Raw genomic sequence first — 25835 nt, 5'->3', positions numbered from 1 at the left:
ACGAGCCGCACCGGACAGTGGTCCTAGAAGGTGTCGATGTCGAGGGCGGTGATGGCGAGCGGCTGGGAGTCGAGAAGCCGCTCGCCGCGCCCCGACACCGCCTTCGTGCCCAGATTCAGGTCGCCTCCCGGGTCGGGCAAGAATCCGAACCGTCGGCATGCGCCATAGAGCGGGTGCTCGCGCGTGATGACGAAGGTGATCATGTCGGGTCGTTCGATGTCGATGAGTTCCGTCAGCACATCACGCATCAGGCTTGGATCGGCACTCCGCGGCCAGACGTCACCGATGTAGGCCTCCCGAAGAGGACCGCGCCGACCGAAGCGATAGACGACCGCGCCGGCCGACGAGACGTGGATCCGGTGCCCGCTCCCTCGCTTGGAAAACCGCCAGGTAGTAGACGCCTCCGTGTAATCGACGGCGAGCGAATCGGCAAGGAGCTCCCGCCGCCCTTGCAGGCATGACCCGAGAGTGTCGAGGTACGGGATCGGTTCGGTGGCCGGTTCGACGACAGGACGACCACCGATGCGCTTGCGTCCGCCCATGAGGGCACGGATGAAGCGAAGGCGTCTGACGGGCTTGATCAGGCGGCGGAGCCCGGGCCGGTACACCCAGCCGAGCCTCTCGTAGCCGCTTCGCGACTCATCCACCGAGACGTTGTAAATGAGGTCGCCGCCCTCTTCCTCGAACAGTGCAAGCGAACGGCGGTTCATCTCGGTGAAGATCCCGAGCCGTCGCGACTCGGGGTCGACACATGTCCCGTGGAACTGGCGAACGAGCAGGCTCTCTCCGCCCACTGAGAATGGCCACCGCGTCGCTCCCCTGCACCCGACTATTCGACCCGTCGCCGGTTCGACGGCGAGGACCGTCGAGGATCCCCCGCGTGGGTCGGTGAACGCCCAGTCGATGTACTCCTGATGTCCCTCTCGACCGGGCCACACCCTCTCGTAGAGACGAGTGAGCGCCGGGGCGTCGTCCGGCGCGTAAAGCCGGTAGAGAAGGGCTGGCTCAGCCATCGGATTCACTCATGAGTCGAGCCCATCGTGGTCGCTTGTGCCGCCGGCCGGTGGGATTGTGCGTGTCGGGTCCCCCGAGCAGGGGGCGCCGACCAAACCCCGACGATCGCTCGATTCGGCCCAGCGCCAGGGTCCTACCCGATGGCGAGCCGGGGCGATGCCCGGCAGGCTTGACTCCCGACCCCGAACCCGCCGTGTTTCAATGGCGGCTGCGGCGGCAGGTCTGACGGATCGGCGAGAGCGATCTCCAAGTCCGATTCCCATTCCGTGTCGAAGCATTTGGAGTCGATTCTGATCGGAGTGCGAATGCGTCTACCTGGGGACCGGACTTGGCGGCGCCTACGCGGACACGCCGATCGGGCATTGCCGGGGGCGCTCCGTCGTCGGGTTCGTCGCCTGGCCCGTGCATCCGGCCAAGGACCTGTGGTCGGGCTACCCGCCGGCAATCGCGTCGTCGTGGTGGCACCACACCCAGATGACGAGACGATCATGTGCGGAGGAACCGTCGCCGCCCTGGTGGATCGAGGCGTCACAGTGGCCCTCGTAGCCGTGAGCGACGGCGAAGCCGGCGGCGATCCGCGACTGTCTCGCGCCACGGTGGCGTCGAGACGACGCGACGAACAGGTTCACGCCGCCGCCGTGCTGGGGATTCGGGAGACGATCAGGCTTGGCCTCCCGGACGGCTTGCTTCGGCAACACGTCTCCGACCTGTCGGCCGAGCTGGCCCGGTTTCTGATCGAGTTCGGGCCCGGATCGATCCTCGCACCATGGTGGCTCGATGGCCACCCGGACCACGAGGCGGTGGCAGAGGCGATAGCGATGACGGTCGACGACGCCACGGAGGTGTGGTCCGGCGAAGTCTGGGGGCCCCTCGTCCCGAATCGGGTGGTCGACGTGACGAACTTCATGGACAAGAAGCTCGCCGCCATCGACTGCTATCCGACGGCAGCCGCGGCCGTCGACCTCGCCGCGCTGGCTGCGCTCAGCCGGTACCGCTCGGCGTTCGGACTTGGCGGCCACGGGCATGCCGAGGCGTTCATCGCCCTCACCGGGGATGCCCATCGGGCTGCCGTGGCCGGGCCGCAATGAGACAGTAGGACCGGATCACGAGGCTGGGGGTCCGGTCATCTCCGGCCGTGTTGCTCGAACCCCCTGCTCACCGCGGTCTCCACATGAAGGAATCTCGGTGGGCGCGTCCAGTCTGCTCGTGGAGACTCCAAGAGGGGTCGACTACAACAGCTCGATGAAAGCTCCCACCGAGAGATCTGCCTGACGCAGGATCGAGCGCAGCGTCCCGCGGGCCAACTCGCCATGCATCGGAACGATCACCGTCCTCCCCGTCTCGTTCCGCAGTTTCAGGTGGCTCCCGCGCTGGCTCACCTCGCCGAACCCAGCCTTGGTCAGTGCGCGCACTACCTCACGGCCGGAGACGATCGGAAGGTTCGCACTCACGCCGGGATGTCGACCGGCGCAATGATCGGCGTATCGATGTGATCAGGAAACGACTGGTCCTCGAAGTAGAGCTCGAGAGCCTCGCGTAGGTTCTTCAGTGAGTCCTCGACGCTCTCGCCCTGACTAGTGACTTCGACTTCCAGGCAGCGGGCAACGTACCAGGGCGGTTCTTGGGTGACCGCGGCAGTGAAGCGCATGTCCCGCAGTCTACGGCCGCCGATCGGGCACCGGGGTCAGCACCTCAGCCTGGGAGCCAAGTTGGGAGCCATCCCATACCGACCCCGACCGACAGCCGATGACTCCGGTGGTCCGGAGTTCAGGACCAACATCGCCGGTCGTGGACGCCCGAGGATACGGTTCTGAGATCCACGGATCAGGGGGTCCCACTCGGGACGCGCCGGATCGTGTGCATCGCCCCGAAAGGGACGGCCTGGAGGGCGAGGACCGTCAGTCCGACTGTGCGGAAGAGAACCGCTGCCAGGGCGGCGCCTGCGAAGTCATGGCCGAAGAGCGCGGCGATGGCGGCCAGACCCAACTCCTGTATCCCCAAGTTCCCTGGTGTGATCACGACGATCGTGCTGATCTGTACCAACGCATACATGGCAACCGCAGAAGCGAGCGAGATCCCGATTCCAACCGCCTCGAACGAGACCAGGTACACGACCGCACTGATCGCCAGACCCACCAGCCAGGTCAGGGTGAAATGGAGGGAGAAGGATGGCGAGCGCACGGCGTTGTGTGCGATGTCGAGAGCCGCGGCAAGCCGCGATCGGAACCACTTCATGCGCGAACCGCCCAAACGAGAGGTAACGGCGAGAGCAGCCGGTACGAGAGCGATGAGCGCGAAACCGGCCACCAGGAGGAAGAGCGAAGCTGGCACGCCGGCCAGGTCGAGCCCCGTCTCGGAGACGGCCAGAATCGCCGCACCGGCGAAGAGGTTGAGGACCGTGCTCGCCCAGAGAAAGAGGAACAGTGCGGCGGCGAAACTCGTGTACGACACGCCGACATCTCGCTTGAGAACGACGGCCCGATAGACGTTGCCCACCTGGGGCGCAACGAGGTTGAAGAAGCGCCCCAACACGAAGATCCGGTACCAGCGCCACGCCCCGATCGTTCCCGGCCCGGACGCCCGCAGAGCCACCAGGTGCCGCCAGCTCGTCGCCGCCAGCACGCCAACCTGAAGGATGGCCAGGACGAGCAGGGTTGTCACCGGCACGGCGGCGAGGCTCCGCAGGGCATCGCGATTGCTGCTGATCACCCAGGCCAGAACGCCAAGCGTGAGGAGCATGGCGAGAAGGCGGAGGCGGCGTCGGCCACCTTCGGAGCCATTCGGTCGAGGCAGGGTGTCTTCCTCGATCACCGCACCACCTCCTCGACGATCCGGATGATGGCCTCCCCCGACCTCGACCGCCGACATCGGAAGGTGACGCAGGCGAGCCACGCCCGCCGAGGGTAGCCCCTGTCCCTGCCGACCATGGAGCTGCTCGGCGACCGGAACTGGTGGATCCCGAAGTGGCTCGACCGGGTGCTCCCCAACCTGGTGGTGGAGCCGCGGAGGGTCGAGGCGGAGATGGCGCCGGTGGAGTGAGAGTGGCCGATCCCGGTCGGATGCCAACCGATCAGGCGGACGGCTGCAGATCGATCCGTCGCAGCAGCTGGGCGTTGACGGCGACGATCACGGTGGAGGCACTCATCAGGACTGCCGCCATGGCGGGGGCAAGGACGATCCCGGCCCAGGCCAGGACCCCTGCGGCGAGGGGTATCGCCACCACGTTGTACCCGGTGGCCCAGGCGAGGTTCTGCACCATCTTGCGGTAGCCGGCCCGGGAGAGCCGGCGGATCGCCACCACGCCGCGAGGGTCGTCGGAGGCGAGCACGATCCCGGCGGATTCGATGGCGACGTCGGTCCCCGCTCCGATGGCGATCCCCACGTCGGCCTGGGCGAGCGCCGGGGCATCGTTGACCCCGTCCCCGACCATGGCCACCCGCAGGCCCTGGCTCTGCAGGGCGGCGACCTCGGCGTGCTTGTCCTCGGGAAGGACCTCGGCGAGAAGGCGGTCGATCCCGAGCGTCGCACCGACGGCCTCGGCGACCTGACGGGCATCACCGGTGATCATGCCGACCTGCACCCCCAACTGGTGGAGCCGATCGACCGCCTCCCTCGACTCGGGCCGGACCTCGTCCTCCAGGGACAGCGCCCCGACCACCTGATCGTCCACGATGACGTGGAGGACGGCGGCCCCCCTGGCGCGCCATCTCTCGGCCGCCTCCTCCACCGAAGGCGGGACTGCGAGGCCACGCTCCCTGAGGAGGGTCGGACCGCCCACCATGACGCTCATGCCCTCGACCCGTGCCTGCACGCCGCGGCCGCTCATCGAGGCGAACCCCTGGGCAGAAGGGATCGCCCCGTGTTCTGCGGCGGCGATGATGGCGCGAGCCAGGGGATGCTCCGAGTCGGACTCTGCGGCGGCGGCCAGCCTCAGCAGACGACCCTCGTCGCCATCGACGGCCTCCACGGCGGTGACCAGGTGGCTGCCCCTGGTGAGGGTGCCCGTCTTGTCGAACAGGACGACATCGACGCTTCGCATCCGCTCAAGGGCGAGCCGATCCTTCACCAGGATGCCGTTGCGGGCGGCCACCCCGGTGGAGTTGGCGATCACCAGGGGGATGGCGAGGCCCAGGGCATGCGGGCAGGCGATCACCAGCACGGCCACCGTGCGGACCACGGCCTGATCGGGGCGGTCGGCGAGCAGCCAGCCGACGGTGGTGACGGCCGCCGCCGCCACCGCCACGAAGAACAGGAGCGCCGCCGCCCGGTCGGCGAGGACCTGGGCGCGTGACCGTGACTCCTGGGCCTGGGCGACCAGCCGCCGGATCCCCGCCAGGGCGGTGTCGTCGCCGACGGCGGTGACCCTCACCCGGATCGCATCGGCGGTGGCGACCGTCCCGGCCACCACGCCGTCCCCGGGACGCTTGGAAGCCGGCTTGGACTCACCGGTGACCATCGACTCGTCCACCTCGGCGTCCCCGTCGACGACTTCCCCGTCGGCCGGGATCCGGCCACCCGGCCTCACCAGGACGAGGTCACCCACCCTGAGGTCGGCGATGGGCACCTCTTCGGTGCCGGCGTCGGTGATCAGCTCCGCTCCGTCGGGCAGCAGCTCAGCCAATGCGGCCAGGGCGCCCCGCGCCTGGCCGATGGCCCGCATCTCCATCCAATGGCCGAGCAGCATGATGGTGATCAGCGCCGCCAACTCCCACCAGAAGTCGAGGTCGAACCAACCGAGGCTGGTGGCGGCGGACGCCCCGAAGGAGACCGTGATCGCCATCCCTATGAGCAGCATCATCCCCGGCCGCCGGTCGCGGGCCTCTTGCACGGCTCCCACCAGGAAGGGTGACCCTCCGTACAGGAAGATCGCAGTTCCCAGCAGCGGGGCCACCCACTCGGAGCCGGCGAACGAGGGTGCGGTGTACCCGAACCAGTCCTGGATCATCTCCGAGAAGAACACGACCGGGAGGGAGAGGGCCAGGGATGCCCAGAACCGGTTGCGGAACATGGCCAGGTCGTGGCCGGCGTGCTTGTCGTGCCCGCCTCTCGTGCCGCCCGACGGGGTATGCGCGGCGGCCGCATGCCGATCGGTGGCGACCGGATGCCGGTGATCGGCATGCTCGGCCCCCGCAGGTGGCGGGGATGGGTGCGAATGGGGTTCGGTCATCTCGTCGCCCCCATGGGCATCAGGCGCGAACGAGCCGCTCGATCGCCATGGTGGCTTCACCCACCATCCGGTCGGCAGCCGCCCCGTCGCCGGACTCGGCGGCCTGGCGCACGCAGTGCCGGACGTGCTCGTCGAGCAGGCCGATCGCCACCCCCTTCAGCGCCCCGGAAACGGCGTTGACCTGGGTGAGCACATCGATGCAGTAGCGGTCCTCGGTGATCATCCGCTGCAGGCCACGCACCTGGCCCTCGATTCGGGCGAGGCGCCGCAGGTGGTCGTCTTTGACGATCTCATAGCCGCGCATGACCCTCCCTATACTCCGGGGGGGTATCGTATGTTCCTCGTTGACGGGAGTCAATCCCCTCTTGAGGATGCCATGTCTCCCGACGTCTCCAGAGGCAAGACCGCCAGGCCCAGGCGATGTAGCCGGTCCAGAGTCAACAGGTGCGACGAGGCCCGTCGACCAAACGCACTCGGTGGGCCAGAACAGGCCATGCCAAGGGGAGGGATCTTGGGGTGCGTACGGCCGGTTCGGAAGGCATGATGATGCACGACGAGCGGAGCGCCGTGGTGCTCGCCCCTGGGTGGACCGAGAGCCGAACCGCCAGCCGACGCCGCCGGGCACCGTCCCGATGAGGCGCCATCGGCAGGGCCGCCGCCCCGCCGGGATGGGCGGGCAGATCGTGATCGGAGGACGAACCATGAGGCGATCGAAGTGGTTGGGGGTGGTGGCGATCCTCTCCGCCCTGGCTCTGGCGGCGTGTGCCGATGACGAGCCCCGGCTGGGGAACCCGCTGGACACCCCCGAGGCGCCACCGCCGCCAGGCCTGGACCCTGCCCTGGTCGCCCTGGGCGAACGGGTCTATGCGGACAACTGCGCCGCCTGCCATCGTCCCGACCTGTCGGGTGATCCCGACTGGACGACGCCCAACCCGGACGGGTCGTACCCACCTCCCCCTCACGACTCGTCGGGGCACACCTGGCACCACCCCGACGGGCTGCTGTTCGAGATCATCAGGGACGGCACCGGGTTCGAACAGACCCGGATGCCGATCTTCGCCGGAGTCCTCGGCGACGAGGAGATCCGGGCAGTGATCGAGTTCTTCAAGTCGAGGTGGGGAACGGAGGAGCGCGCCTTCCAGTGGCAGGTGACCTGGCAGGACGGGCCCTGATACCACCGCCCCAGCAGACCCCGCGGTCAGGAGTCGAGACCGTGGGCGCCCTCGATGAGCCGCCGGAGCCGCACCACCTCCTCGACGATCCGCACAACGGTGGCCGGCGACTTCGGTCACCGACATCGGGAGGTGACGCAGGCGAGCCCCGCCCGCCGAGGGTAGCCCCTGTCCTTGCCGACCATGGTGCTGCTCGGCGACAAGAACCGGTGGATCCCGAAGTGGCTCGACCGGGTGCTCCCCAACCTGGTGGTGGAGCCGCGGAGGGTCGAGGCGGAGACGGCGGCGAGAGCATGAAGGCTCGCTCATCGCCAGTGGTTGCAGATCGAGTCCGAACGACCGGAGTTGGATCGACAGGCCTCCCCGCCGAGGTGCCTTCTGCAAGCATCGGGGCGGAGACCCCCGGGGTTCTCGATTCACCGGCGAGCGTCCGATAATCAAGAAGTACGGCGAAAGGAGAACGAGAAGATGACCGATTTCAAGGCAGACTCGTCACTCGGCTGGATCGGCGACATCGAGGCCCTGTCGGTCGCCAACGACCACTTCCGCAAGGTGGAGCACACCGGCGCACACGCCCAGCTCACCTTGATGAGCATCGCCCCAGGCGAGGAAATCGGGTGGGAGGCGCACGACGGCCTCGACCAGTTCCTCCGCCTGGAGCAGGGGCAGGGCCGGGTCGACTTCGGCCGCAGTGAAGACCAGGTGGATGAGAGCTTCGAAGTCTCCGACGACTGGGCGATCATCGTGCCGGCCGGGGTGTGGCACAACCTGGTCAACACCGGCGACAAGCCGGTGAAGCTGTACTCGATCTACAGCCCGCCGGAACATCCTGCAGGCACCATCCACCCCACCAAGGCGGACGCCGAGGCCGACGAACATCACCACTAGACGACGGAACCGCTGCCGTCACCCCGTGGGAGTCAGCGTGATCTCGATCGGGTCGGGCGTCCGGCTGAAGACGACGAACGGGAACACCTGGTCGGTCGGAGGCAGATCGAACCGGTCGGCGTGCCCGCACTTGGCCAGGTTCCATGGCTCGAGGCGGGGGAAGGTGTCGAGCCAGTAGATCTCGACACCGCAGGCCACCTCGAACCCGACGAGGTCGAAGGTCATGGCAGGATCGGGCAGATAGACCACGCTGTCGGCGATCCCGCCGAGGGTCCGGGTGTCGCCGTCGGCGAGGTCCGCCGCGGTGAGCACCGCCGGTGTCGGGTCGGTGTAGATGGCCACTGCGCCGGCCGCGGCGGCGTCGCCGAGGATCTCCTCGAGGAAGATCTCGTACTCGGCAGTCTCCGGCAGCCAGAGGTAGGCCTCGCCGTCGTACCACTCCCCCTCGTCGGCGGTGATGCCCCCCAGCCCGGACGGGTCGCACAGTGAGGCACGGGCCAGCAGCGAGTCGTCGTCCACGGCGTACACGGAGATGTCGAGATACAGCTCCTCCGGGCAGTCGGTGGCGATGGCGACCAGCACCGTGCCAGCGGCCACGCTCACCAGCCCGGACGGCTGGGTGGCGTCGAGGACCAGGGTCGGCTCACCACTGACGCTGCCGGCGGGGGGTTCGCCGGTGGTGGTGGTCGCAGTCGGCGGTGGGCCGTCGCTGCCGCCGCCGACCCGGTCCTCCACCTCCCTCACGTACTCGTCTACGAAGCCCGACTCCCCCGTTGCGGAGACGTCGTAGGCGCACCACCACACCTCGTGCGAGGTCGCCTGATCGCCGAGGGCGGCCGAGCACTCCGCCAGGGCATCCTCTTCGATCTGGGGCGGGATCGGGTTGGGGTGCGGCACCCGGAAGGTGGCCGGGGTCTCGCCCGGCTCGTAGTCGAAGAGGGTCGTCTCTTCGTCCACGGCCCAGGCGACTACGAACGGCGACTCGTCGACCTGGGCGTCGGTGGTGTCGACGATGGTGCCGTCGGGGAAGCGGAGGTCGTTGCCGAAGTCGCCGTCGGCGGATCCGACCAGGCCCACCATGCGGGCGGAGCGCTCTGGCGGGACCGACATCTCGACGAACCACCCCAGGAACCAGCGGAGCTCGACGGTGCTCCCGTCGGGCCAGGTGGCGGTGATCTCGAGGTCTCCCACCTCCACGGCCACGCCGCCGGCCTCGAACGACGCCCCGGTGACCGCCGACCCATCGACGCGGATCACCGCCTCGGGGGTCATCAGGTCGGGCGAGGTGATCGTGATCCGGCTCGACCCCGTCCCCAGGGCGACTGCGCTGGTCCCGGCTCCGAACCGGAAAGCCTCGTGCCGCGTTTGCACCTCGAAGTCGCCGTTCGGGTCGCGGGCGGTGATGAACTCGCCCAGGGTGATCACGTCGTAGGCGAGTCCGTCGAAGGTGAGCAGGTGCGGATCGCCGTTGGACTCGGCGTCGTCGTGCGGCGGGTCCTCCTTGCACTCATCGTCAGGGTCCCAGGGCTCGGCGACGACCGCCGCCTTCACCGCCTCCTCCGAGGCGGGGTAGGAGAAGACCATGGAGCTGCCACTCATGGGGATGGCCGACGACGAGGTTCCTCCCGGACACTGGCATCCGTCGGGCGAGAAGCAGAACTTCCCGCTGCTCCCGTCGGCGACGGTCCTGGTGCCGAGTGCGGTCCAGGTGGTGAGCGGCCCGCCTAGCGGGCTGGCGGTGATCATGCCGACGTCGGGTGTGACCAGGACCGCCATCTGTGGTTGGGCGAACCCGCCGGCGCCGACGACGTTGTAGGAGCCGAGCCCCCTTTCCAGGGCGTAGGCGTTGGTCTGCGGTCCGGCCTGCGGGTCGTGGGTGGGCCAGGGGAGCCACCACACGCCGTCGAACGCCGGGTTCCGCAGGGTCCGGGTCGACCAGTCGCGGCGGAACACCTTCCCGTCGAGCCCGCCCACCGCCAGGTTGGCCGCCACCGAGTTGCCAGGTGAGGCCATCATCTTCCGGATCGAGGCGTAGACGTCGATCCCGGAGCGACGGGCGTTCTCGAAGAGCGGCCAGGCGCTGTAGGCCCGGACCTTCAGGGGGGTGTAGGCGTTGACGAACCAGTCGGACGACCCGCCCTCGAAGTCCAGCTTCTCGTTTCGGAACAGGTCGTAGGCGGCGAAGTCGGCGGCGCCCTCCACCACCCAGGGCGGAGGGCTGGCGGACCCCTCCCACGTGCTCTGGATGCAGTGGAAGATCTCGTGGGCGAAGAACCACCTGACCTGGTCGGCCGAGGCCTCCTCCTTGGTGAACCCGGCCTGCACCTCGATGTGGCACACCCCGTCGTTCCAGGCCTCCATCCCGCCCGGCTTGTCGCTCATGTGCAGCTCGATCTCGAACGCAGGCATGTCTGCCAGGTGCGCCTTCCAGCGCTGCTGCACCTCGGCCACCAGCTCCAGGTACTCGAGGTCACCGATCTTGGCAGCCGCCAGGACCGCCACCGGTGCCACGAACGTCGACCGGTTCGCACCGGCGACGGCCTCTACCCCGGCCGCCGACGGGGAGTCTCCCGGCTCGATGGTGCCGTCGGTGCCGATCCGTCCCACCAGGCGACCCTGCATGTAGTAGGCCTCGACGAAGGTGGCCTGGGCGGGCGTGAGGTCGGGGCGCACCGCATCGATCAGCAGCCGGGTGTAGTACCCGCCGAAACCTTCCCCCACCGGCAGGTCGCTCGGTGTGGCGCCCGGCACGTCGTCGGCGATCAGGGCAAGGGCGTCGATGGCGGACTGCGCGGTGACCTCCCCCGACGAGAGCCGTTCGGCGATCCCCTCGGTGCGGGTCGCAGGCTCCCACTCCGGGGCCACCACGTCGTCGAGGATCCCGCCCTGGGACGGCGCCGAGGTGGAGCTGGAGGTGGTCTCGGTGCCGCCGTTGGAGCACCCTGCGGCGAGGAGGGCGAGCACGATGCACAGGGCGGCGAGGGGTGGGTGGCGGAGACGAGATGGCGAGTGCCGGCCGTTCTCGGGATGGTCCCGGTGGCTTCGGGATCTCCGGTGGATCACCACACCGCCTCCTCGACTGATGGCGTCCATGGCCGCCGACTGCGGGTGAGCACGGGGCGCCCCGCCGGGCCAACGGTAGTGCCCCCCGCCGCAGAGATGTGGGGGCGGGCGAGTGGGTGTTCTGCTCGGACCGACGGGTGCGCCAGCCAGAGCCGGGCGGACGGCGCCGGGGCCGTTCACGGGTGGCCCCGGCCGTGGTTCGGTGAACGCATCGGAGCCTGCAGGCGATCGGTGCGACGGCTAGCGTCGACCATGGCCTCAGAGACGAACGGTGCATCCTCACCGGTGACAGGTGCACCGAGGGAGGGATCACGATGGAGTCGTCACGCCAAATGTACCGGATCGGACTGATCGCACTCGTGGTCGCCGTGGTGGCGACGGCGTGTGGTGGTGATGTCGAGGTCGAGCGCGAAGATCCCGTCACCACCACCCTGGCCTCGGCCGGTTCGACGGCCACGACCCAGGCTCCGGGGGGCTCCGATGCGGGACCGATCGAGTTCACCGTCGGCGAAGAGGTGTGGCACTCAGGTTTCCGCGTCGAGATCGTCGAAGGGGCGGTGACCCCCGAAGAGAACCTCCTCTCCGGCAAGATCGTCCACACCCTGACGCTGCAGCTCTCCGTGGAGAACCTCGGCAGCGAGCCGGCGTTCTTCGGCCCGGCGGCGACGGTGACCGCCAACACCGGCGCCTACGTCTGGGACTCCGGCTTCAGCCAGGCCGGTGACATCCCGGGTGGACTCAGCGACACCATCGAGCTCGAACTGAGGGTCGACGAGGGATTCGACCCGGCCACCGCCACGATCATCTTCGGCGATGCGGACGAGAACCGCGCCGTGGCGCCCCTCGGCGCCGGCGGTGATGCGGCGGTCAGGCTGGAGCCGAGCGAAATCGCCGTGAGCGGCACGCTGAACATGCAGCTGATCGACGTCGTCATCGGCGGCGGGGATCTCCGTTACGACGTCGTGGAGCGCCACACCCAGGTCGAATCCGGCAAGCAGGCGCTCATGCTGCGATTCGATGTCGTGAGCCGCAAGCAGGGCAGTTGGAGCATCTTCGAGGACGACTTCGCTCTCATGCTCCCCGACGGGACCTTGGTCGCCCCTGACGGATCCGACCTCCCGAACATCTCCGGCTCGGCCGATGGAGTGAGGACCGAGGGCCTCTTCGTCCGGTTCCTAGTCGACGAGGGTTCTTCGGGCGGGTACACCCTCCGCTTCACACCGGGGTCGTGGTTCGTCGGCGACGACGGTGTGGAACAGGCGACGTTCGAGTTCGTCCTGCAGCCCTGAGATCGCACGCCGCCCGCCCTCGGGGGAGCCATGGCGACGATCGGGGTCGGGCGATGTGTCATGCCCCATGGCGATTACGCCCAGCCTGAGCGGGGAGCGGTGCTCTCCCCGCGGCTCACTCCGTGAGCAGGATCAACGCGCAGAGGCGGCCCTCGGTGATCGAGATCAGCCACCCATCCGCCGTGACCACACGCCCACTGCCGAGATCGTCCCGGGCGGCCGTGGCGAACCCTCCGAGGCGCTCGCGTAGGCCGGGGATGCCCTCGGAGGCGATGCCCAGGTGCCCGGCGAGGGTCTCGGTCGAGCCTTCCCCGGGGACTGCGGTCAGGTACGCCTGGCCGACTGCGTGGAGCGGGTCGAGGCCACCAGCCGGTACCCGACGCCATGTGGGCCCCTCGGTGGTGGTCGTGCCGGCGGTGGTGCCCCCACCCGTGGTCGTCGACCCGGGGGTGGCGGAGGTCGCGGTGGTGTCCGGCGCGCTCGAACTCCTGCCACACCCGGCGAGCCAGAGCAGGGTGAAGCCGATCGTGGCCGATGCGCTGCGGATGAACTGACGACGGTCGATCATCAGAGGACCTCCGCGTGGAGGTGCTCGGCGAGACGAAGAGCCAGCGCCAGGATCGTGAATGTGGGGTTGGCGCTCCCCACCGTCGGAAACACGGCGCTCCCGGCCACATAGAGGTTCTCCACGCCGTGCACCCGGCAGTTGGCATCGACCACTCCCGACGAAGGATCGGCGGACATCCGCGCCGTTCCCATGTGATGGCTGGAGACGCTGAAGTCTCGCCCCCACGGCCCCACACCCTCGGGCTCGACGAGGACCCTCCCCAGGCCGAGGCGGCCGAGCTCCCCGCCGAGCAGCCCCAGGCACGACGCCAGGCTGTCGCGGTCCAGGGCCGAGTGGCGCCAATCCACGGCGACGCGGGGCATCCCCAGCTCGTCGGTGTCCGACAGCAGCATCACCCGTGACTCGGGGTTGGGCACCTGCTCGGCGGCAAGGTGGATGGCGACCAGGGTGAAGTCGCCGGCACCCTCGAGGGCGCCGAGCATGGCACGCATCTGCGCCGGGCTCACCAGGTCACCATCCCGGTCGACCGGTGTGTCGGGATCGACCTCGTAGAGCATGGCCCCCACGTTGAGGCTGCCGACCTGGGCCTGGCCCTCCAGGGTGGGAACGATCGATCCGACGGCTGCCACCTCTCGATCCGAACCCGGTAGGCCGTAGGGGCTGATGGCATAGAGCCGCAACGCATCGGCGGGACGGTCGAAGAGGGCGTATCCCGCCACCATGTACGGGTGCTCCATGAAGAACCGCCCCACGAGCCCGTTCTGGTTTCCCAGGCCTGCCGTGGCGACGTTGTTGGAGGCGAGCAACAAGCGCGGCACCTCCACCCCGCCCGTGGCGAGGATCACCGTGTCGGCCTCGACCCGGAATCGGCCCCCGTCGAGCGTGGCGACGTCGACCCCGGTGACACGCTCGCCCGCCGGGGCGGCATCTAGGTTGACGGCGTTCGACCACAGGTAGACCTCGATCCCGGGGTTCGACTCCAGGGCGTCGCGGTAGACGGAACCGAACCGCGTGGGAGCGCTGAACTGGAACATCGTGGTGGTCATCAGTGGGGTGTCGACGATCACCGGACCTCCACCGAGCGCCTCCCACGACTGGGCGCCGAAGTCGGGAGGGCCGATCTGCACCAGGGCGGCGGCATCGGGGAACCAGGGCTCGATCTCGCTGCGGGGTATCGGCCATCCGCTGTGGGCCACCCAGGGGCGCTCCACGAAGTCCCACGGATCGAGGGGACGGCACCATCCAAACCAGCAGTTGGTGGAGCCACCGAGGAACCGCTGCCTGGTGGCATCCAGGGGGCGCGGGGTGCCGAGGAAGGTCATGTCCTCGCCGGCCAGTTCCCCCTGGTTGAGGGCGTTGGTGCGGGCGTCGAAGTCGAGGCCCCCGCTTTCGAGAATGGTCACCTGGTGTCCGCGCCCCGCCAGGTGCATGGCGATGGCGATCCCCGCCGCCCCACCGCCCACGATGCAGACTCCGGTTGCGATCACCGTCCCCGGAGCAACACCCCTCCCGTCCACGATCACCGGCCACCCCCGATTGCGACCCGGTGCAAGGCTAGAGGAGCAGGCCTGAGCAGAAGGATCGTTTGGTTCGCCGCCATCGGGCGGGCCCGCGCCGGCGCCCGGGGTCGGTGTTGGTCGAGAGCGACAAGACCCTGGAGGGTGAGGGTCGACGGGAGTGTCCTGGCAGGCCAGGGCGTGGTCGTCGATCTAGAGTCGCGCGGCATGAGCGACGGTACCCGTGCCAGCCGACCGCCGGAGCCGCTCGAGTGAGCGTGGCGACCGTCTCGGTGATCATCGCCGCGGCGAGCGTCATCGCGGCGAGCATCTTCTACAGCTTCCAGATCTGGAACCAGACCAGGGTGCGCCGGGCCGACCTGGTCATGCGACTGTACGCGACGTTCGACTCACTCGAATTCCAGGAGGCGTTCCACCGGGTCTACTGGGCCGATTTCGACGGCTACGACTCCCTCATGAAGGTCCTAGGGGGTCAGAGACACATCGGGACCTATCTCTTCACCTTCTACGATCAGGTCGGCATCCTCCTGCGACGAGGTCTGATCGAGCGGGATCTGGTCGAGATGCTCCTGGGGAACTCGGCGCGCCAGCTCTGGGAGAAGGTTGCCCCCGTCGTGGCGGAGGCGCGTGCCCGTTCAGACGACCCTCGGCTCTACGAGAGCTTCGAGTACCTCTACGACACGATGACGGGGAGCGCACGACGACCGCGCCGATGAGGTGCCCTCCTGGTCGGCGCCGATCCAGGCTCGCCCCAGCCGCCACGGTTGGAGGCGTTCCAGGTCGTGGCGCATGCTACGCGGCCAAGCTGCTGCTCGGTTCGATCATGTGCCGCGACGCCGCCGGTCTGGGCGGGGGCGCCGACACCCGCCGCGAGCGTGGACGTGGGGGCAACGGCCAAGGAAGTCCTGACGCGAGGTGAGGAGACTGGTCAACCGGCACCGGATAGGGGGAGGTCTTGCCGGTTCGGCGGAGCCGGTGAGATTGACTGACCGGTGTCGACGGAGCAAGGACCCAGGCACGGCCTGGGTCCTTGCTCCGTAGCGGGGGCGGGATTTGAACCCGCGACCTTCGGGTTATGAGTTCCTCGCCGGGGGTTCTGGTTGGTTCTCGCTGATGCTCAATGGTGCTCACTACCTGGGCTTTCGCGGAATCGGCGTGATGGCTGATGCCTGTGGGTAACCCCTCGTGACGTCCCATCCGTTAGAAGATCCGTTAGAAGTCCGGGATCGATCGGTTTCTCGGCACTATGCCTGGTGGCGCCTGAGGTCGCCACCCGGCAGGCGGTCTGAACCGCAGAATCCTTCAAAAGAGTTGAAGGTTTGTGCAATAATGACGCACCAAACTTCAACGAAGGTGACCCGGGATGTCGACCGATCGCCGTGATGTCCAGCACAAGCTTCGTCGTCTGGCCGCCATCCAGAGCGGCTACTTCTCCGCCGGCCAGGCGCTCGACCTCGGTTACTCCTACCCCGCCCAGAGCTATCACACGCAAAGAGGCAACTGGCAGCGTGTCGCCCGCGGCATCTACCGGCTCCCCGAGTGGCCGGTCGGTGATCACGACGACCTCGTCAGGTGGACGCTCTGGAGCCGAGGTCTCGGGGTGGTCTCCCACGACACCGCCATCTCGATCCACGACCTCGCCGACGTGAACCCCAGCCGGGTGCACCTCACGGTTCCGCCGGGCTTCCGCGCCAGAGCAAAGGGGGTCGTCCTCCACCACGGGGAGCTGGCCGACGGCGACGTGTGGGATCGTGAGGGGTATCGGATCACAACCCCATTCCGAACCGCCATCGATTCCGCAGCGAGCGATCTCAGCTTGGAACAACTCACCGAGGTGGTGAAGAACGTCTCCAACCTTGCTCCTCACACTGCCCCGCAGCAACTACGACGGGAGGCCGAACACCGAGGACACCGCGAGGCCCTGCGAATGGAACGAGCTCTCCGCCAAGCAGGTGTGCTGTGACCTATGAGTCCGTCGGCGCCTTCCGCCAGGCCCTGGAGCAACGACTGCTCAACCAGGCCCGCGAGACGGGCACGGACCTCAATCGGCTCCGCCGTCGGGTGGTGTTCGAACGAATCCTGCTCCGCCTGATCACCAGTCAGCCGGGGATGTGGGTGGTCAAGGGCGGCATGGCCGTCGAGCTTCGCATCGGTGACTCGGCCCGGATGACCAAGGACCTCGACCTCAACCTTCGCACCGACGCGGAAGGTGCGATCGAAGCCCATGAGCGCCTTACCGCTGCCGTTTCGATCGATCCGGCAGGTGACGGCTTCCTGTTCGACGTGTCGGAACCGACCGCTCTCGAGACAGACCAGGCAGGTCGGCCAGGGTGGCGCTTCAGTGTCTCCGCCGACCTGGCGGGCAGGAACTTCGCCACGGTTCGGGTCGACGTGGTCGCCAGGACCGATGAGCTGACCAGCACCGAGATGCTGCCGCTGACCTCTCTCCTGTCCTTCGCCGGGTTCGAGGACTTCGAAGTCGAAGCGACCGACGTCGCCCAGCAGTTCGCCGAGAAGGTCCACGCCATGACTCGACCATGGGACGCTCGAGACAACACCAGGGTCAAAGACCTGGCCGACATGGTCGCCTTCATCCATGGAGGCCTCGACGCAGGAAGAGCCATGAGTGCGACCCAACACGTCTTCTCGGTACGGGCCACCCACCCGGTTCCGGACGAGCTGCCCGATCCGCCCCTCTTCTGGACCGAGGACTATCCCGCCTTCGCCGACGAACTCGGGCTTGCCGAAGCCACCGTCGACCAGGCGATGATCATCCTCCGAGCGTTCTGGGCCAGCGCCCGGAGCGAACCGAGGTAGTCCGAATGACGAGCGGCGCACGCGCGAAGGCAAGGTCTACTGCGCCGTCGTGTTGGACACGTTCAGCCGCCGCGTCGTCGGATGGTCGATCGACTCATCGGCCACTGCCACGCTGGTGACCAGTGCCCTCGGGATGGCGATCGACCAACGAGCCCCAGTCGCCGGCGCGAAGGTGATATATAGCGACCCGGACAGGATGCGTCTTGAGGCAGCTCCTTTGGCGCGTCGTCGTCAAGGGGCATCTCCGCCTGGCCATATCGACGGGCGATCCTGCGCGCCGACTCGGTTGGGTCGTCCGTTGTGATCTCGCAGCAGGGGACGATCCCGGTCGCATCTCCAGGACGGACTCCTTCGGACGCGTCCGTTAGAAGATCCGTTAGAAGAATGGCCGTCAGCGCGACAAGGCCCTGGCCAGAAATCGCTCTGACCAGGACCTTCGGTAGTAGCGGGGGCGGGATTTGAACCCGCGACCTTCGGGTTATGAGCCCGAGTCCGGGGTGTCCACTGACCAGGGCAAATCCGCGAAACGCCTGTTCAGACGGCATTTTCGCTTCGCGTCATTTCGCGTTCTTGACGGTCCCATCGCACTCTCTTGTGCGATGGATGTGCGATGGAACCTACTCAATGCCGGTGGTGGGCGGTGGCGTCGTGGGCGCTCGTCTGGCCCTCTGGGTCGATGTGGATCATTGTGATTACCGGGAAGCTGTAGGCGTGGTGGAGTGCGTGTTCGACTTCGTGAGCGGTTTCGTGGCCAGGCGGCCACGGTGAGGTCGGCATCGACGGCCACACACGCGGAAACGTGAAGCTGGTGTCCGTGCCAACGAAGCCTCAGATCGGTAACGGCTAGCACCCCATCCACCCCGGCGATGATCTTCTCGGTCCCGTCGACCAGCTCCGGGTCGACAGCATCGAGGAGACGCCGCGTGATCGACCGTGCCGATCGGAACAACAGCCGCAGGATCACCAGGGCGACAACGAGCCCGGCAACAGGGTCCACCCAGGCTGCTCCGAAGGCGGCGCCGATTCCGGCGACCACGACGGTGAGCGAGGTGAGGGCGTCGGTGCGGGCGTGCTGACCGTCGGCGACCAGCGCCTCTGATCCGATCCGTCTGCCCACTCGGATCCTGTATCGGGCTACAAGCTCGTTTCCGGCGGCGCCGATGAGACCGGCTGCGATCACCCAGGGGATGTAATCGATGAGTCGCGGCTCGAGGAGACGCTGCACCGATTCCCAGATGATGAGCGCGGCGGAGGCGCCGATGGCGAGGACGATGACGACTCCGGCGACATCTTCGGCGCGGTGGTAGCCGTAGGTGTAGCTGCGGGTGGGGCTGCGTCTGCCCAGGGAGAAGGCGATCCAGAGGGGGATTGCGGTTAGGGCGTCGCCGAGATTGTGGAGGGTGTCGGAAGCCAGGGCAACCGAGCCGCTGAGAACAACAACGAGCGCCTGCAAGAGAGCCGTAAGTCCGAGACCAACCAGCGAGATCTTGGTGGCGCGGATGCCTTCGGCTCCCGCATCCAACACCTTGTGCGCCGAACCGTGGTCATGGTCGTGGCTCAACAGATGGACGAGTCGATGCCACAGACCATGCGACCTACGTTCTCCACCATGGTCGGGTTGCGCGCCGTCGCTCATGAGACGGACGGTAACTACGGCCAATGGCGCAGAGAAGTTGCCACCGGCTCGCATTTGTCAATCAAGCGTGTCTGTCACCCGTGCCGTCGGTGCAGCCAGGCGTAGAGGCCGTCGAACAGGGTTCCGGTGATACCGAGAATCTCGTTGTCATCACTATGCCGCCTTCGCCCGCCGGCGAACGGGATCACGGGTGCATCCTTCTCGTTCTCGGCGCGTCCCGATCACCCGGTCTCAGTGACGATCCGACAAACGCCCTCGGGTGGACAGTCGGCCGGGTCGAGGCGGCTGGCGCTTCGTCGCATGGCGGTCAAGTCGCGCCGCAGACGTCGAAGCTCTTCGATCCGCTGGTCAACGTCGTGAATTCTGGTGTCCAACAAGTCTGCGACATGTCGACAAGGCGACTCGCCTCGGTCTCGGATCTGCAGAACCTGGTTCAGTTCGCGGAGAGTGAGACCGACTGTCTGACCGGCTCGGATGAAGCGGATCCGGTCCACTACTGCCGGGTCATAGTCCCGATAGCCGGAATCGGTGCGATCCGGTTCAGGGATGAGACCTTTCTCTTCGTAGAAGCGGATCGCCGAAGTGGCCATACCGATCTTTTGGGCGACTTCACCTATCTGCATGAGGCCAGATTACCACTTGACCTTCAACCGTACTTGAAGCTGTACGTTCCTGTCACAACCGTTCCACCCAGGAGAAGACATGACCATCGACGCCAAGATCGAGGACTGGGCCAACCAACTCGCCGCAGCGACGCCGAGCCTGGACCACGATCAGCAGCGGATCGCTCTACAGATCTATCACCTGATAGCCGCCAACGCAGAGCCGGTGACCGCCGCCCAGATCGCCGACACCACCGGCGTCTCTCCGGACAGGGTCGAGGAGAGTCTCCACTCCTGGCCGCTGGTGCTCTGGGACGACCAGGATCGTGTGGTCGGGTTCTGGGGGATCCACGCCAACCACATCGCGCCCACCCACGCTATCGAAATGGACGGGACCACGGTCTACGCCCGGTGCGCCTGGGACACCCTGTTCATCACAGAGATCCTCGGCCGACAGACAGAGATCAACTCCACCGACCCCCACCAAGAAACGCCGATCAGTCTTACCGTCACGCCCGAGGGAGTGGTCAGAATCGACCCACCCGACGTCGTGGTCTCGCTGCTGCTCCCCGAGGATGGTCTCACCGACGACGCCATCCAACGGTTCTGCCACAAGGTCCACTTCTTCGCCTCACCCGAGTCAGCCGAACCGTGGATCGACGGCCGACCGGGACTGTTTCACGTCACCGTTGACGAGGCGTTCCATCTGGGCCAGGTCACCAACCGTCTCCGTATGGGAGCGATTCTGGACGATGTCGACGGAGGTCGACGCTGATGGAGATCACGATCCAGTACTTCGACGACTGTCCCAACTGGAAGACCACAGCCGCACACCTCAACACCCTGGTCGGCGAGGGGTTGGACGCCACCATCGACTACGAGCTGATCGACACCCACGAGCTGGCCGTCGCCCGAAACTTTCACGGGTCACCCACCGTTCTCATCGACGGCGTCGACGCCTTCTCCGAAGACGACGCGCCAGTGGGGCTGGCCTGTCGGGTATATCAGACCGAAGACGGTTACGCCGGGTCGCCGTCCCTCGACCAGCTACGAGCCGTCATCGCCTCCGCAGAACAGAGGAGCTGAACCATGGTCACCGGTATCGACCGCACCGAACTGCTGGATCTCATCGAAGCTGAGGACGCCCAGATCGTCGACGTTCTCCCCGAACCCGATTACACCGAGGCTCACCTCCCTGATGCGGTGAATATTCCGTTGAAACAGCTCACCGCCAAGGCTGCAGGCGTCCTCGACATATCCCGACCGGTGGTGGTCTACTGCCACGACGGATTGTGAGACATGTCACCACGAGCCGCGTGCCGGCTCGAAGCTATCGGCTTTCGGGTTTTCGACTATGTGGATGGCATCGCAGACTGGAAGGCAGCCGGACTGGCTATCGAAGGCAACGCGGAGCTCGGCCAGCGTGTCATCGACGCCACCCGATCCGACGTGCCCACTTGCCAGCTCGACGACACCATCGGTCAGATCAGATCCACCGTGGTCGACGCAGGCTGGGATGTGTGTGTGGTCCTCGACTGTGACGGGATGGCCGTCGGCCGCATCCGCGGGAAAGAACTCGACACCGACGGAGACATGCGGGCCGTCGAGGTGATGGAGCCCGGTCCGAGCACCGTCCGACCAGACCAGCAGCTACAGCCACTGGTGGAACGCATGCACCGACGAAACGCACCCAATGTGATCGTCACAACACCGCAGGGCAGACTTATCGGGATACTGGTCCGAGACGAGGCGGACCGACTGCTCGCTGGTGAGCCGCCCCAGCGGATCTGGCGGGACTGTGACTGCTGCCCTGGGCGATGGGCGACCGTTGAGAAAGCCACTTGACCTTCGACCCGAGTCGAGAGTTTAGGGTGGCTGGTATGGATGGTTTGAAGATCTCCGAAGCGGCCCGAGACACCGGGTTCACGGTGTCAGCGCTGCGTTTCTACGAGAAAGAGGGCGTGGTGGTTCCGAAGCCGACCGCCCTGGTTCGCGTCATCTCGCGTCTTGACCATCCCATCGCACCCTCTCGCGCGATGGAGCAGCTCGTCCTGCCGCGATGCCGAGTGGAACCTGCGATCCGGTGAGCCTCCGCGTGTCGTACCCTCGCAGCGTGTCAGATTCAGCGCTCGTCGACGCACGATCGGCTATCGCCCAGTGCCAGACCGTGGTTGACCGCTTGCACAAGATGTGCTGTGACCCCGAACGCAGTCCGCGCATGGCCGCCATCGAGCAGGCGTTGATCGAGGTTCGTCGCGACCTCGACTCCGAGGACCAGGGATCGCTCGGTCGGGCGCTGCGGGGCGCCGAGGAGGTCGGTGCGGCGATCGGTCGCCTCCAGGTGGGGTGTTGTGCCCCGCTGCGGATGCCGCTGTACGCCAATGCGCTGACCCATCTCAACACAATCCAGCTTGGAGTCTCGAAGGAGCTGGGCCGGGCCCATTGACCGTGGGTCGCGGTTCGGTGCGGCGTCTCCGCGAGTTCAGGGTGGATATGGCTCGAAGCCTTCGATGCGTTGCTGTTCACGGACGAAGGCGACGATGGCCTCGACGTCTTCGGTGGAGAGCCCTTCGACGGGGGGCATGTCGCCGAAACGCCAATGGTGGGCGCGAGAACCGGCCTGGACGGCAAAGAGGAAGGCCCCGTCGGCGTGGTGGTTTGGTTCGTACACCTCGGAGAGATGTGACGGGCCCTTGTCGGTGCCTCGCAGGTCCGTTCCGTGGCATTCGGCGCAGTTGGCGGCGTAGAGGTCGGCACCGGCGGCCACCAGGTCGGGATCCTGGGTCGGAATGCCTCCTTCTGAGCTGTCGCCCCCACACGCCGCCAGCACCACGGACAACGTCAGCACGACGACAGCAGCCATACGGCTTGTCCGCACGGGTTGCCGTCTCCCTGTCCTCGTAGTGAGCAAGCTAGGCACCGTCGGCGAGAGTACCGGCCGTGTGTTCGTCGTCGGCTGCCCGATCGTCACGTTGGGCCGCCACTGGTTGGTTTCGCGCTGTCTCCCTCGCTGGGGAGACGGAGTCGTTTGAGGAGTACGGCGTTGGTGGCGACGAGGAAGCTGGAGCCGGACATGGAGAGGGCGGCCCACTCGGGTCGGAGCACCACACCGAGGGACGGGTAGAGGAGGCCGGCGGCGATAGGAAGAGCCAGGCTGTTGTAACCGACGGCCCATCCCAGGTTCTGACGCATCTTGCGCAGGGTGCCTCGGCCGATACGGATGGCGATGGGCACATCGAGCGGGTCGGATCTCATCAGGACGAGGTCGGCGGTCTCGATGGCGACGTCGGTCCCGGCTCCGATGGCGATACCGAGGTCGGCCGTGGCCAGGGCCGGTGCATCGTTGACTCCGTCCCCGACCATGGCCACCGTCTTGCCCTGGGCTTGGAGCTCGCTGATCTTCGCGGCCTTGTCTTCGGGAAGGACCTCGGCGATGACGGTGTCGATGCCGAGCTGGGCGGCGATACGGTCGGCGGTGGCCTGGTTGTCGCCGGTGAGCATGACCACCTCGATACCGAGATCGTGGAGGTCGCGAATCGCCTCAGCGGACGTGTCCCGGGGCGCGTCGGCGAGGCCGATCACCGCGACTGCCGCCCCGTCGACGGCGGCGAGCACCGCGGTGCGGCCACCGGCGGCGATCTCCGCGCGGCTCGTACCGAGGCTGCCGAGGTGGACGCCTTCTCGCTCCATGAACCGGACGTTGCCCACCGCCACTCGGTGTCCGTCGACGGTGGCGATGGCACCGTGACCGGGGACGTTTTCGAAACGTTCCGCCGCGGCGGCGTCGACGCCCTGGGTTTCGGCGTAGCGGACGACGGCCCGGGCGAGCGGGTGTTCCGACTCTCGTTCTACTGCTGCGACGAGCCGCAACGCATCAGATGGTTGGCCGATGGTGATGAAGTCGGTCACCTCCGGTTCGCCTTTGGTGAGGGTGCCGGTCTTGTCCATGACCACGGTGTCGATGCGGGCGGCGGTCTCGATGGCGGTGGCGTTCTTGAACAGCACCCCGCGGCGGGCGCCCATGCCGGTCCCGACCATGACCGCGGTGGGGGTGGCCAGGCCGAGGGCGTCTGGGCAGGTGATCACCACCACGGTGATGGCAAACAGGAGCGCGGTGGAGAAGTCCTCGCCGGCGATCATCCAGCCGGCGAGGGTGAGGGCACCACCGAGCAGGGCGACGAGGACGAGCCAGAAGGCGGCGCGGTCGGCGAGGCGCTGTCCGGGCGCTTTGGAGTTCTGTGCCTCCTGGACGAGATCGACGATCTGGGCGAGGGCGGTGTCCGCACCAACCCGGGTGGCTTCGACTCGAAGGGTGCCTGTGGTGTTGATGGTCGCGCCAACCACCTCGCTCCCGGTACGTTTGGCCACGGGGAGGCTCTCGCCGGTGACCATCGACTCGTCGACCTCGGATTCGCCTTCGACGACAGCGCCGTCAACCGGGATGCGGGCACCGGGTCGGATCAACAGCAGGTCACCCACGACGACGTCGGCAGTCGGGATCTCGACCTCGGCTCCGTCGCGGATCACGAGGGCCATTGGTGGTGCCAGGCTCATCAGGGTTCGGATGGCGTCGTTGGCGCCGCCCCGGGCCCGCATCTCGAACCAGTGGCCGAGGAGGACGAACACGGCGAGCATCGCCGCCGCCTCGTAGAACACCTCGCCCCCTCCGGTGAGGGTGACCGCCAGGGAGTAGAGCCATCCGGCGCCGATGGCGACGGCGACGAGAACCATCATGTCGAGGGTGCGACGACGCAGCGCGGCGGCAGCGCCGTCGAAGAAGATCCATCCCGCCCAGAAGACCACCGGAAGGCTGAGGAGCAGGGCGAACACGTCGTCGCGCAGTCCGAACGGGGTGCCCAGAGTGAAGCCGAGGGTGTCGCGTCCCAATGGTGAGTACAAGACGATGGGGATGGTGAAGAGCAACGCCACCAGGAAGCGGTTGCGCATGTCGGTGACCATGGCGTCCATCGACATCTCGCCGTGGCTGCCGTGGCCCATCACCGCATGGGGTGATCGTTCCTCGCCGGGATGGGCCTGGGGCGCCTCCTCGTAGCAGACGTGGGCGGGGACCGACTCGCCGGCGCAGTGGTATCCGCATTCGATGACACACTCCCGCAGCTGCTCGGCGGTCGCGACAGAAGGATCGAACGTGACCGTCGCTGTCTGCGCCACCGGGTTGGCGTCGACGGCGACCACCCCGTTCATGCGGCCGAGGAACGACTCGACCTTGTTCTTCTCGGAAGCGAACTGCATCCCTCCGACCTGGAGGACCACCGTGTCGTGGCGTTCCTGGGTGTGGGTGTGGGTGTGGGTCATCGGCGGCGCTTCCCTGTTGTATTGGTCATCGACTCACTCCTCCGGTCGTCTCCTGCTTGTTCAGGAGACTTCTACTCCTTCCAGTCGGGTGGAATGTCAAGCCCCGGACCGGTACAGGGGTGTGTGATCTTCACAGAAGCTTGATATGGGCGAGCAACCAGCCTTGATGCCGCTGTCGTTGACTGTGCTCAGGTAAGGAAAGGAGATAGTCCCCATGATGTGGGGTTTCGAAGGATTCGGATTTCTGTGGATGGCGTTGTTCTGGGTCGGAGTGATCCTGCTCGTGGTCTGGGCTGTGCGAGAGGGCAGCGACCGACCGCAGAGCCCACCCAGCGCGTTGAGCATCCTCGAAGAGCGCTTTGCCCGCGGCGAGGTCGACGCCGACGAGTTCACTGCGCGCCGCAGAGAACTGGCCGGTCGATGACGGTGCGCGATGGGAAAGGACTGATAATGAAACGAATCACGATCGCTGTGGTCGCTGCTGCGCTCGGGGTGGCCGTCCTGGCTGCCGTCCCGGCCTTGGCGCAAGACCCGCAACCCGGCCCGGAGGTGGCATGCCCGTACCACGACTCCGCGGTTATGCCGCACGACGACATGGCCGACGGGATGGGTTCGGCGCAGCACCATGACTGGATGGCGTCTGCGGACCAATCGGCCATGCACAGCTCGATGTCGGCTCACCTTGGGATGATGGGCTCAGGGAACATGATGGGCTCAGGGAACATGATGGGCGGCAACGGGATGATGGGCGGATCGCCAGGTAGGTGATCGCCGTGCGACGGCCGG

Annotated in this window: 28 protein-coding genes; 15 read left to right on the top strand and 13 right to left on the bottom strand. The window is 67.1% G+C overall.

What is annotated here, in order from left to right; translation table 11 throughout:
* Positions 1-23: 23 nt before the first annotated feature.
* Positions 24-1013, bottom strand: coding sequence for a GNAT family N-acetyltransferase (locus tag QY307_09675; GenBank protein WKZ82336.1), 990 nt, complete (start codon positions 1011-1013; stop codon positions 24-26).
* A gap of 423 nt (positions 1014-1436) precedes the next feature.
* Between QY307_09675 and QY307_09670 the strand changes: the two genes are divergently transcribed.
* Complete coding sequence (locus QY307_09670) at positions 1437-2102, top strand: PIG-L deacetylase family protein (GenBank protein WKZ82335.1); 666 nt, start codon at positions 1437-1439, stop codon at positions 2100-2102.
* 141 nt (positions 2103-2243) lie between these two features.
* On the opposite strand, the gene QY307_09665 is transcribed toward QY307_09670, so the two are convergent.
* From QY307_09665 to QY307_09645, 5 genes are all read right to left on the bottom strand, one after another.
* Positions 2244-2465: a type II toxin-antitoxin system HicA family toxin gene (locus QY307_09665; protein ID WKZ82334.1), complete on the bottom strand. Its 222-nt coding sequence runs from the start codon at positions 2463-2465 to the stop codon at positions 2244-2246.
* Positions 2462-2662, bottom strand: coding sequence for a type II toxin-antitoxin system HicB family antitoxin (locus tag QY307_09660; protein ID WKZ82333.1), 201 nt, complete (start codon positions 2660-2662; stop codon positions 2462-2464). The genes QY307_09665 and QY307_09660 overlap by 4 nt, the downstream gene beginning before the upstream one ends.
* Before the next feature lie 176 nt (positions 2663-2838).
* Positions 2839-3906, bottom strand: coding sequence for a lysylphosphatidylglycerol synthase transmembrane domain-containing protein (locus tag QY307_09655; GenBank protein WKZ82332.1), 1068 nt, complete (start codon positions 3904-3906; stop codon positions 2839-2841).
* A 178-nt stretch (positions 3907-4084) separates the two neighbouring features.
* Positions 4085-6181, bottom strand: coding sequence for a copper-translocating P-type ATPase (locus QY307_09650; GenBank protein WKZ82331.1), 2097 nt, complete (start codon positions 6179-6181; stop codon positions 4085-4087).
* A 19-nt stretch (positions 6182-6200) separates the two neighbouring features.
* A complete protein-coding gene (locus tag QY307_09645; GenBank protein ID WKZ82330.1) occupies positions 6201-6485 on the bottom strand; it encodes a metal-sensitive transcriptional regulator in 285 nt (94 codons plus the stop codon).
* Positions 6486-6882: 397 nt separating this feature from the next.
* Here QY307_09645 and QY307_09640 point away from each other — a divergent pair, with 397 nt between their 5' ends.
* The 3 genes from QY307_09640 to QY307_09630 all read left to right on the top strand — a co-directional run bounded on the left by QY307_09640 (position 6883) and on the right by QY307_09630 (position 8241).
* On the top strand, positions 6883-7353 hold the full coding sequence (locus QY307_09640; protein ID WKZ82329.1) for a cytochrome c: 471 nt from the start codon (positions 6883-6885) through the stop codon (positions 7351-7353).
* A 174-nt stretch (positions 7354-7527) separates the two neighbouring features.
* On the top strand, positions 7528-7650 hold the full coding sequence (locus tag QY307_09635; GenBank protein WKZ82328.1) for a hypothetical protein: 123 nt from the start codon (positions 7528-7530) through the stop codon (positions 7648-7650).
* Positions 7651-7821: 171 nt separating this feature from the next.
* The gene (locus QY307_09630) at positions 7822-8241 is read left to right on the top strand and encodes a cupin domain-containing protein (protein WKZ82327.1); all 420 of its coding nucleotides are present in this window, start codon (positions 7822-7824) and stop codon (positions 8239-8241) included.
* Positions 8242-8259: 18 nt separating this feature from the next.
* On the opposite strand, the gene QY307_09625 is transcribed toward QY307_09630, so the two are convergent.
* Positions 8260-11304 carry a VWD domain-containing protein gene (locus QY307_09625; protein ID WKZ82326.1) on the bottom strand — a complete coding sequence of 1015 codons (3045 nt, stop codon included), beginning with the start codon at positions 11302-11304 and terminating at the stop codon, positions 8260-8262.
* 332 nt (positions 11305-11636) lie between these two features.
* Between QY307_09625 and QY307_09620 the strand changes: the two genes are divergently transcribed.
* Entirely contained in the window at positions 11637-12593 is a 957-nt protein-coding gene (locus QY307_09620; GenBank protein ID WKZ82325.1) for a hypothetical protein, read from the top strand.
* Between the two features lie 115 nt (positions 12594-12708).
* Here QY307_09620 and QY307_09615 read toward each other — a convergent pair whose 3' ends face one another.
* Together QY307_09615 and QY307_09610 are read right to left on the bottom strand one after the other, a co-directional pair.
* Complete coding sequence (locus QY307_09615) at positions 12709-13161, bottom strand: hypothetical protein (GenBank protein WKZ82324.1); 453 nt, start codon at positions 13159-13161, stop codon at positions 12709-12711.
* The gene (locus tag QY307_09610) at positions 13161-14684 is read right to left on the bottom strand and encodes a GMC family oxidoreductase (protein WKZ82323.1); all 1524 of its coding nucleotides are present in this window, start codon (positions 14682-14684) and stop codon (positions 13161-13163) included. The genes QY307_09615 and QY307_09610 overlap by 1 nt, the downstream gene beginning before the upstream one ends.
* A gap of 245 nt (positions 14685-14929) precedes the next feature.
* On the opposite strand from QY307_09610, the gene QY307_09605 reads away from it, so the two are divergent.
* The 3 genes from QY307_09605 (at position 14930) to QY307_09595 (ending at position 17495) form a co-directional block, all read left to right on the top strand.
* Positions 14930-15394, top strand: a complete 465-nt coding sequence (locus QY307_09605; GenBank protein WKZ82322.1) for a hypothetical protein — start codon at positions 14930-14932, stop codon at positions 15392-15394.
* Positions 15395-16041: 647 nt separating this feature from the next.
* A complete protein-coding gene (locus tag QY307_09600; protein WKZ82321.1) occupies positions 16042-16641 on the top strand; it encodes a type IV toxin-antitoxin system AbiEi family antitoxin domain-containing protein in 600 nt (199 codons plus the stop codon).
* Entirely contained in the window at positions 16638-17495 is an 858-nt protein-coding gene (locus QY307_09595) for a nucleotidyl transferase AbiEii/AbiGii toxin family protein (GenBank protein WKZ82320.1), read from the top strand. The genes QY307_09600 and QY307_09595 overlap by 4 nt, the downstream gene beginning before the upstream one ends.
* Positions 17496-17973: 478 nt before the next feature.
* Here the strand turns inward: QY307_09595 and QY307_09590 are convergent, their stop codons facing one another.
* Complete coding sequence (locus QY307_09590) at positions 17974-19131, bottom strand: cation diffusion facilitator family transporter (GenBank protein ID WKZ82319.1); 1158 nt, start codon at positions 19129-19131, stop codon at positions 17974-17976.
* Positions 19132-19352: 221 nt separating this feature from the next.
* The gene (locus QY307_09585) at positions 19353-19754 is read right to left on the bottom strand and encodes a heavy metal-responsive transcriptional regulator (GenBank protein ID WKZ82318.1); all 402 of its coding nucleotides are present in this window, start codon (positions 19752-19754) and stop codon (positions 19353-19355) included.
* A 79-nt stretch (positions 19755-19833) separates the two neighbouring features.
* Here QY307_09585 and merB point away from each other — a divergent pair, with 79 nt between their 5' ends.
* The 5 genes from merB to QY307_09560 all read left to right on the top strand — a co-directional run bounded on the left by merB (position 19834) and on the right by QY307_09560 (position 22179).
* Entirely contained in the window at positions 19834-20508 is a 675-nt protein-coding gene (gene merB / locus QY307_09580; GenBank protein WKZ82317.1) for an organomercurial lyase, read from the top strand.
* A complete protein-coding gene (locus QY307_09575; GenBank protein WKZ82316.1) occupies positions 20508-20819 on the top strand; it encodes a thioredoxin family protein in 312 nt (103 codons plus the stop codon). Before merB ends, QY307_09575 begins: the two co-directional genes overlap by 1 nt.
* Positions 20820-20822: 3 nt before the next feature.
* Complete coding sequence (locus QY307_09570; GenBank protein WKZ82315.1) at positions 20823-21029, top strand: rhodanese-like domain-containing protein; 207 nt, start codon at positions 20823-20825, stop codon at positions 21027-21029.
* A gap of 3 nt (positions 21030-21032) precedes the next feature.
* A complete protein-coding gene (locus QY307_09565) occupies positions 21033-21578 on the top strand; it encodes a hypothetical protein (protein ID WKZ82314.1) in 546 nt (181 codons plus the stop codon).
* A 268-nt stretch (positions 21579-21846) separates the two neighbouring features.
* The gene (locus tag QY307_09560; protein WKZ82313.1) at positions 21847-22179 is read left to right on the top strand and encodes a hypothetical protein; all 333 of its coding nucleotides are present in this window, start codon (positions 21847-21849) and stop codon (positions 22177-22179) included.
* 36 nt (positions 22180-22215) lie between these two features.
* On the opposite strand, the gene QY307_09555 is transcribed toward QY307_09560, so the two are convergent.
* Positions 22216-22596, bottom strand: a complete 381-nt coding sequence (locus QY307_09555; GenBank protein WKZ82312.1) for a cytochrome c — start codon at positions 22594-22596, stop codon at positions 22216-22218.
* A 104-nt stretch (positions 22597-22700) separates the two neighbouring features.
* Positions 22701-25049 carry a heavy metal translocating P-type ATPase gene (locus QY307_09550; GenBank protein ID WKZ82311.1) on the bottom strand — a complete coding sequence of 783 codons (2349 nt, stop codon included), beginning with the start codon at positions 25047-25049 and terminating at the stop codon, positions 22701-22703.
* Between the two features lie 250 nt (positions 25050-25299).
* Here QY307_09550 and QY307_09545 point away from each other — a divergent pair, with 250 nt between their 5' ends.
* Together QY307_09545 and QY307_09540 are read left to right on the top strand one after the other, a co-directional pair.
* Positions 25300-25473: an SHOCT domain-containing protein gene (locus QY307_09545; GenBank protein WKZ82310.1), complete on the top strand. Its 174-nt coding sequence runs from the start codon at positions 25300-25302 to the stop codon at positions 25471-25473.
* A 26-nt stretch (positions 25474-25499) separates the two neighbouring features.
* Complete coding sequence (locus QY307_09540; protein ID WKZ82309.1) at positions 25500-25817, top strand: hypothetical protein; 318 nt, start codon at positions 25500-25502, stop codon at positions 25815-25817.
* The last annotated feature ends 18 nt before the right edge of the window (positions 25818-25835 follow it).

The organism is Acidimicrobiia bacterium (assembly GCA_030584185.1).
Taxonomy (GTDB): domain Bacteria; phylum Actinomycetota; class Acidimicrobiia; order Spongiisociales; family UBA11373.
Note: the sequence above shows the minus strand (reverse complement) of the source record. Positions and strands in the feature narration are given on the sequence as shown.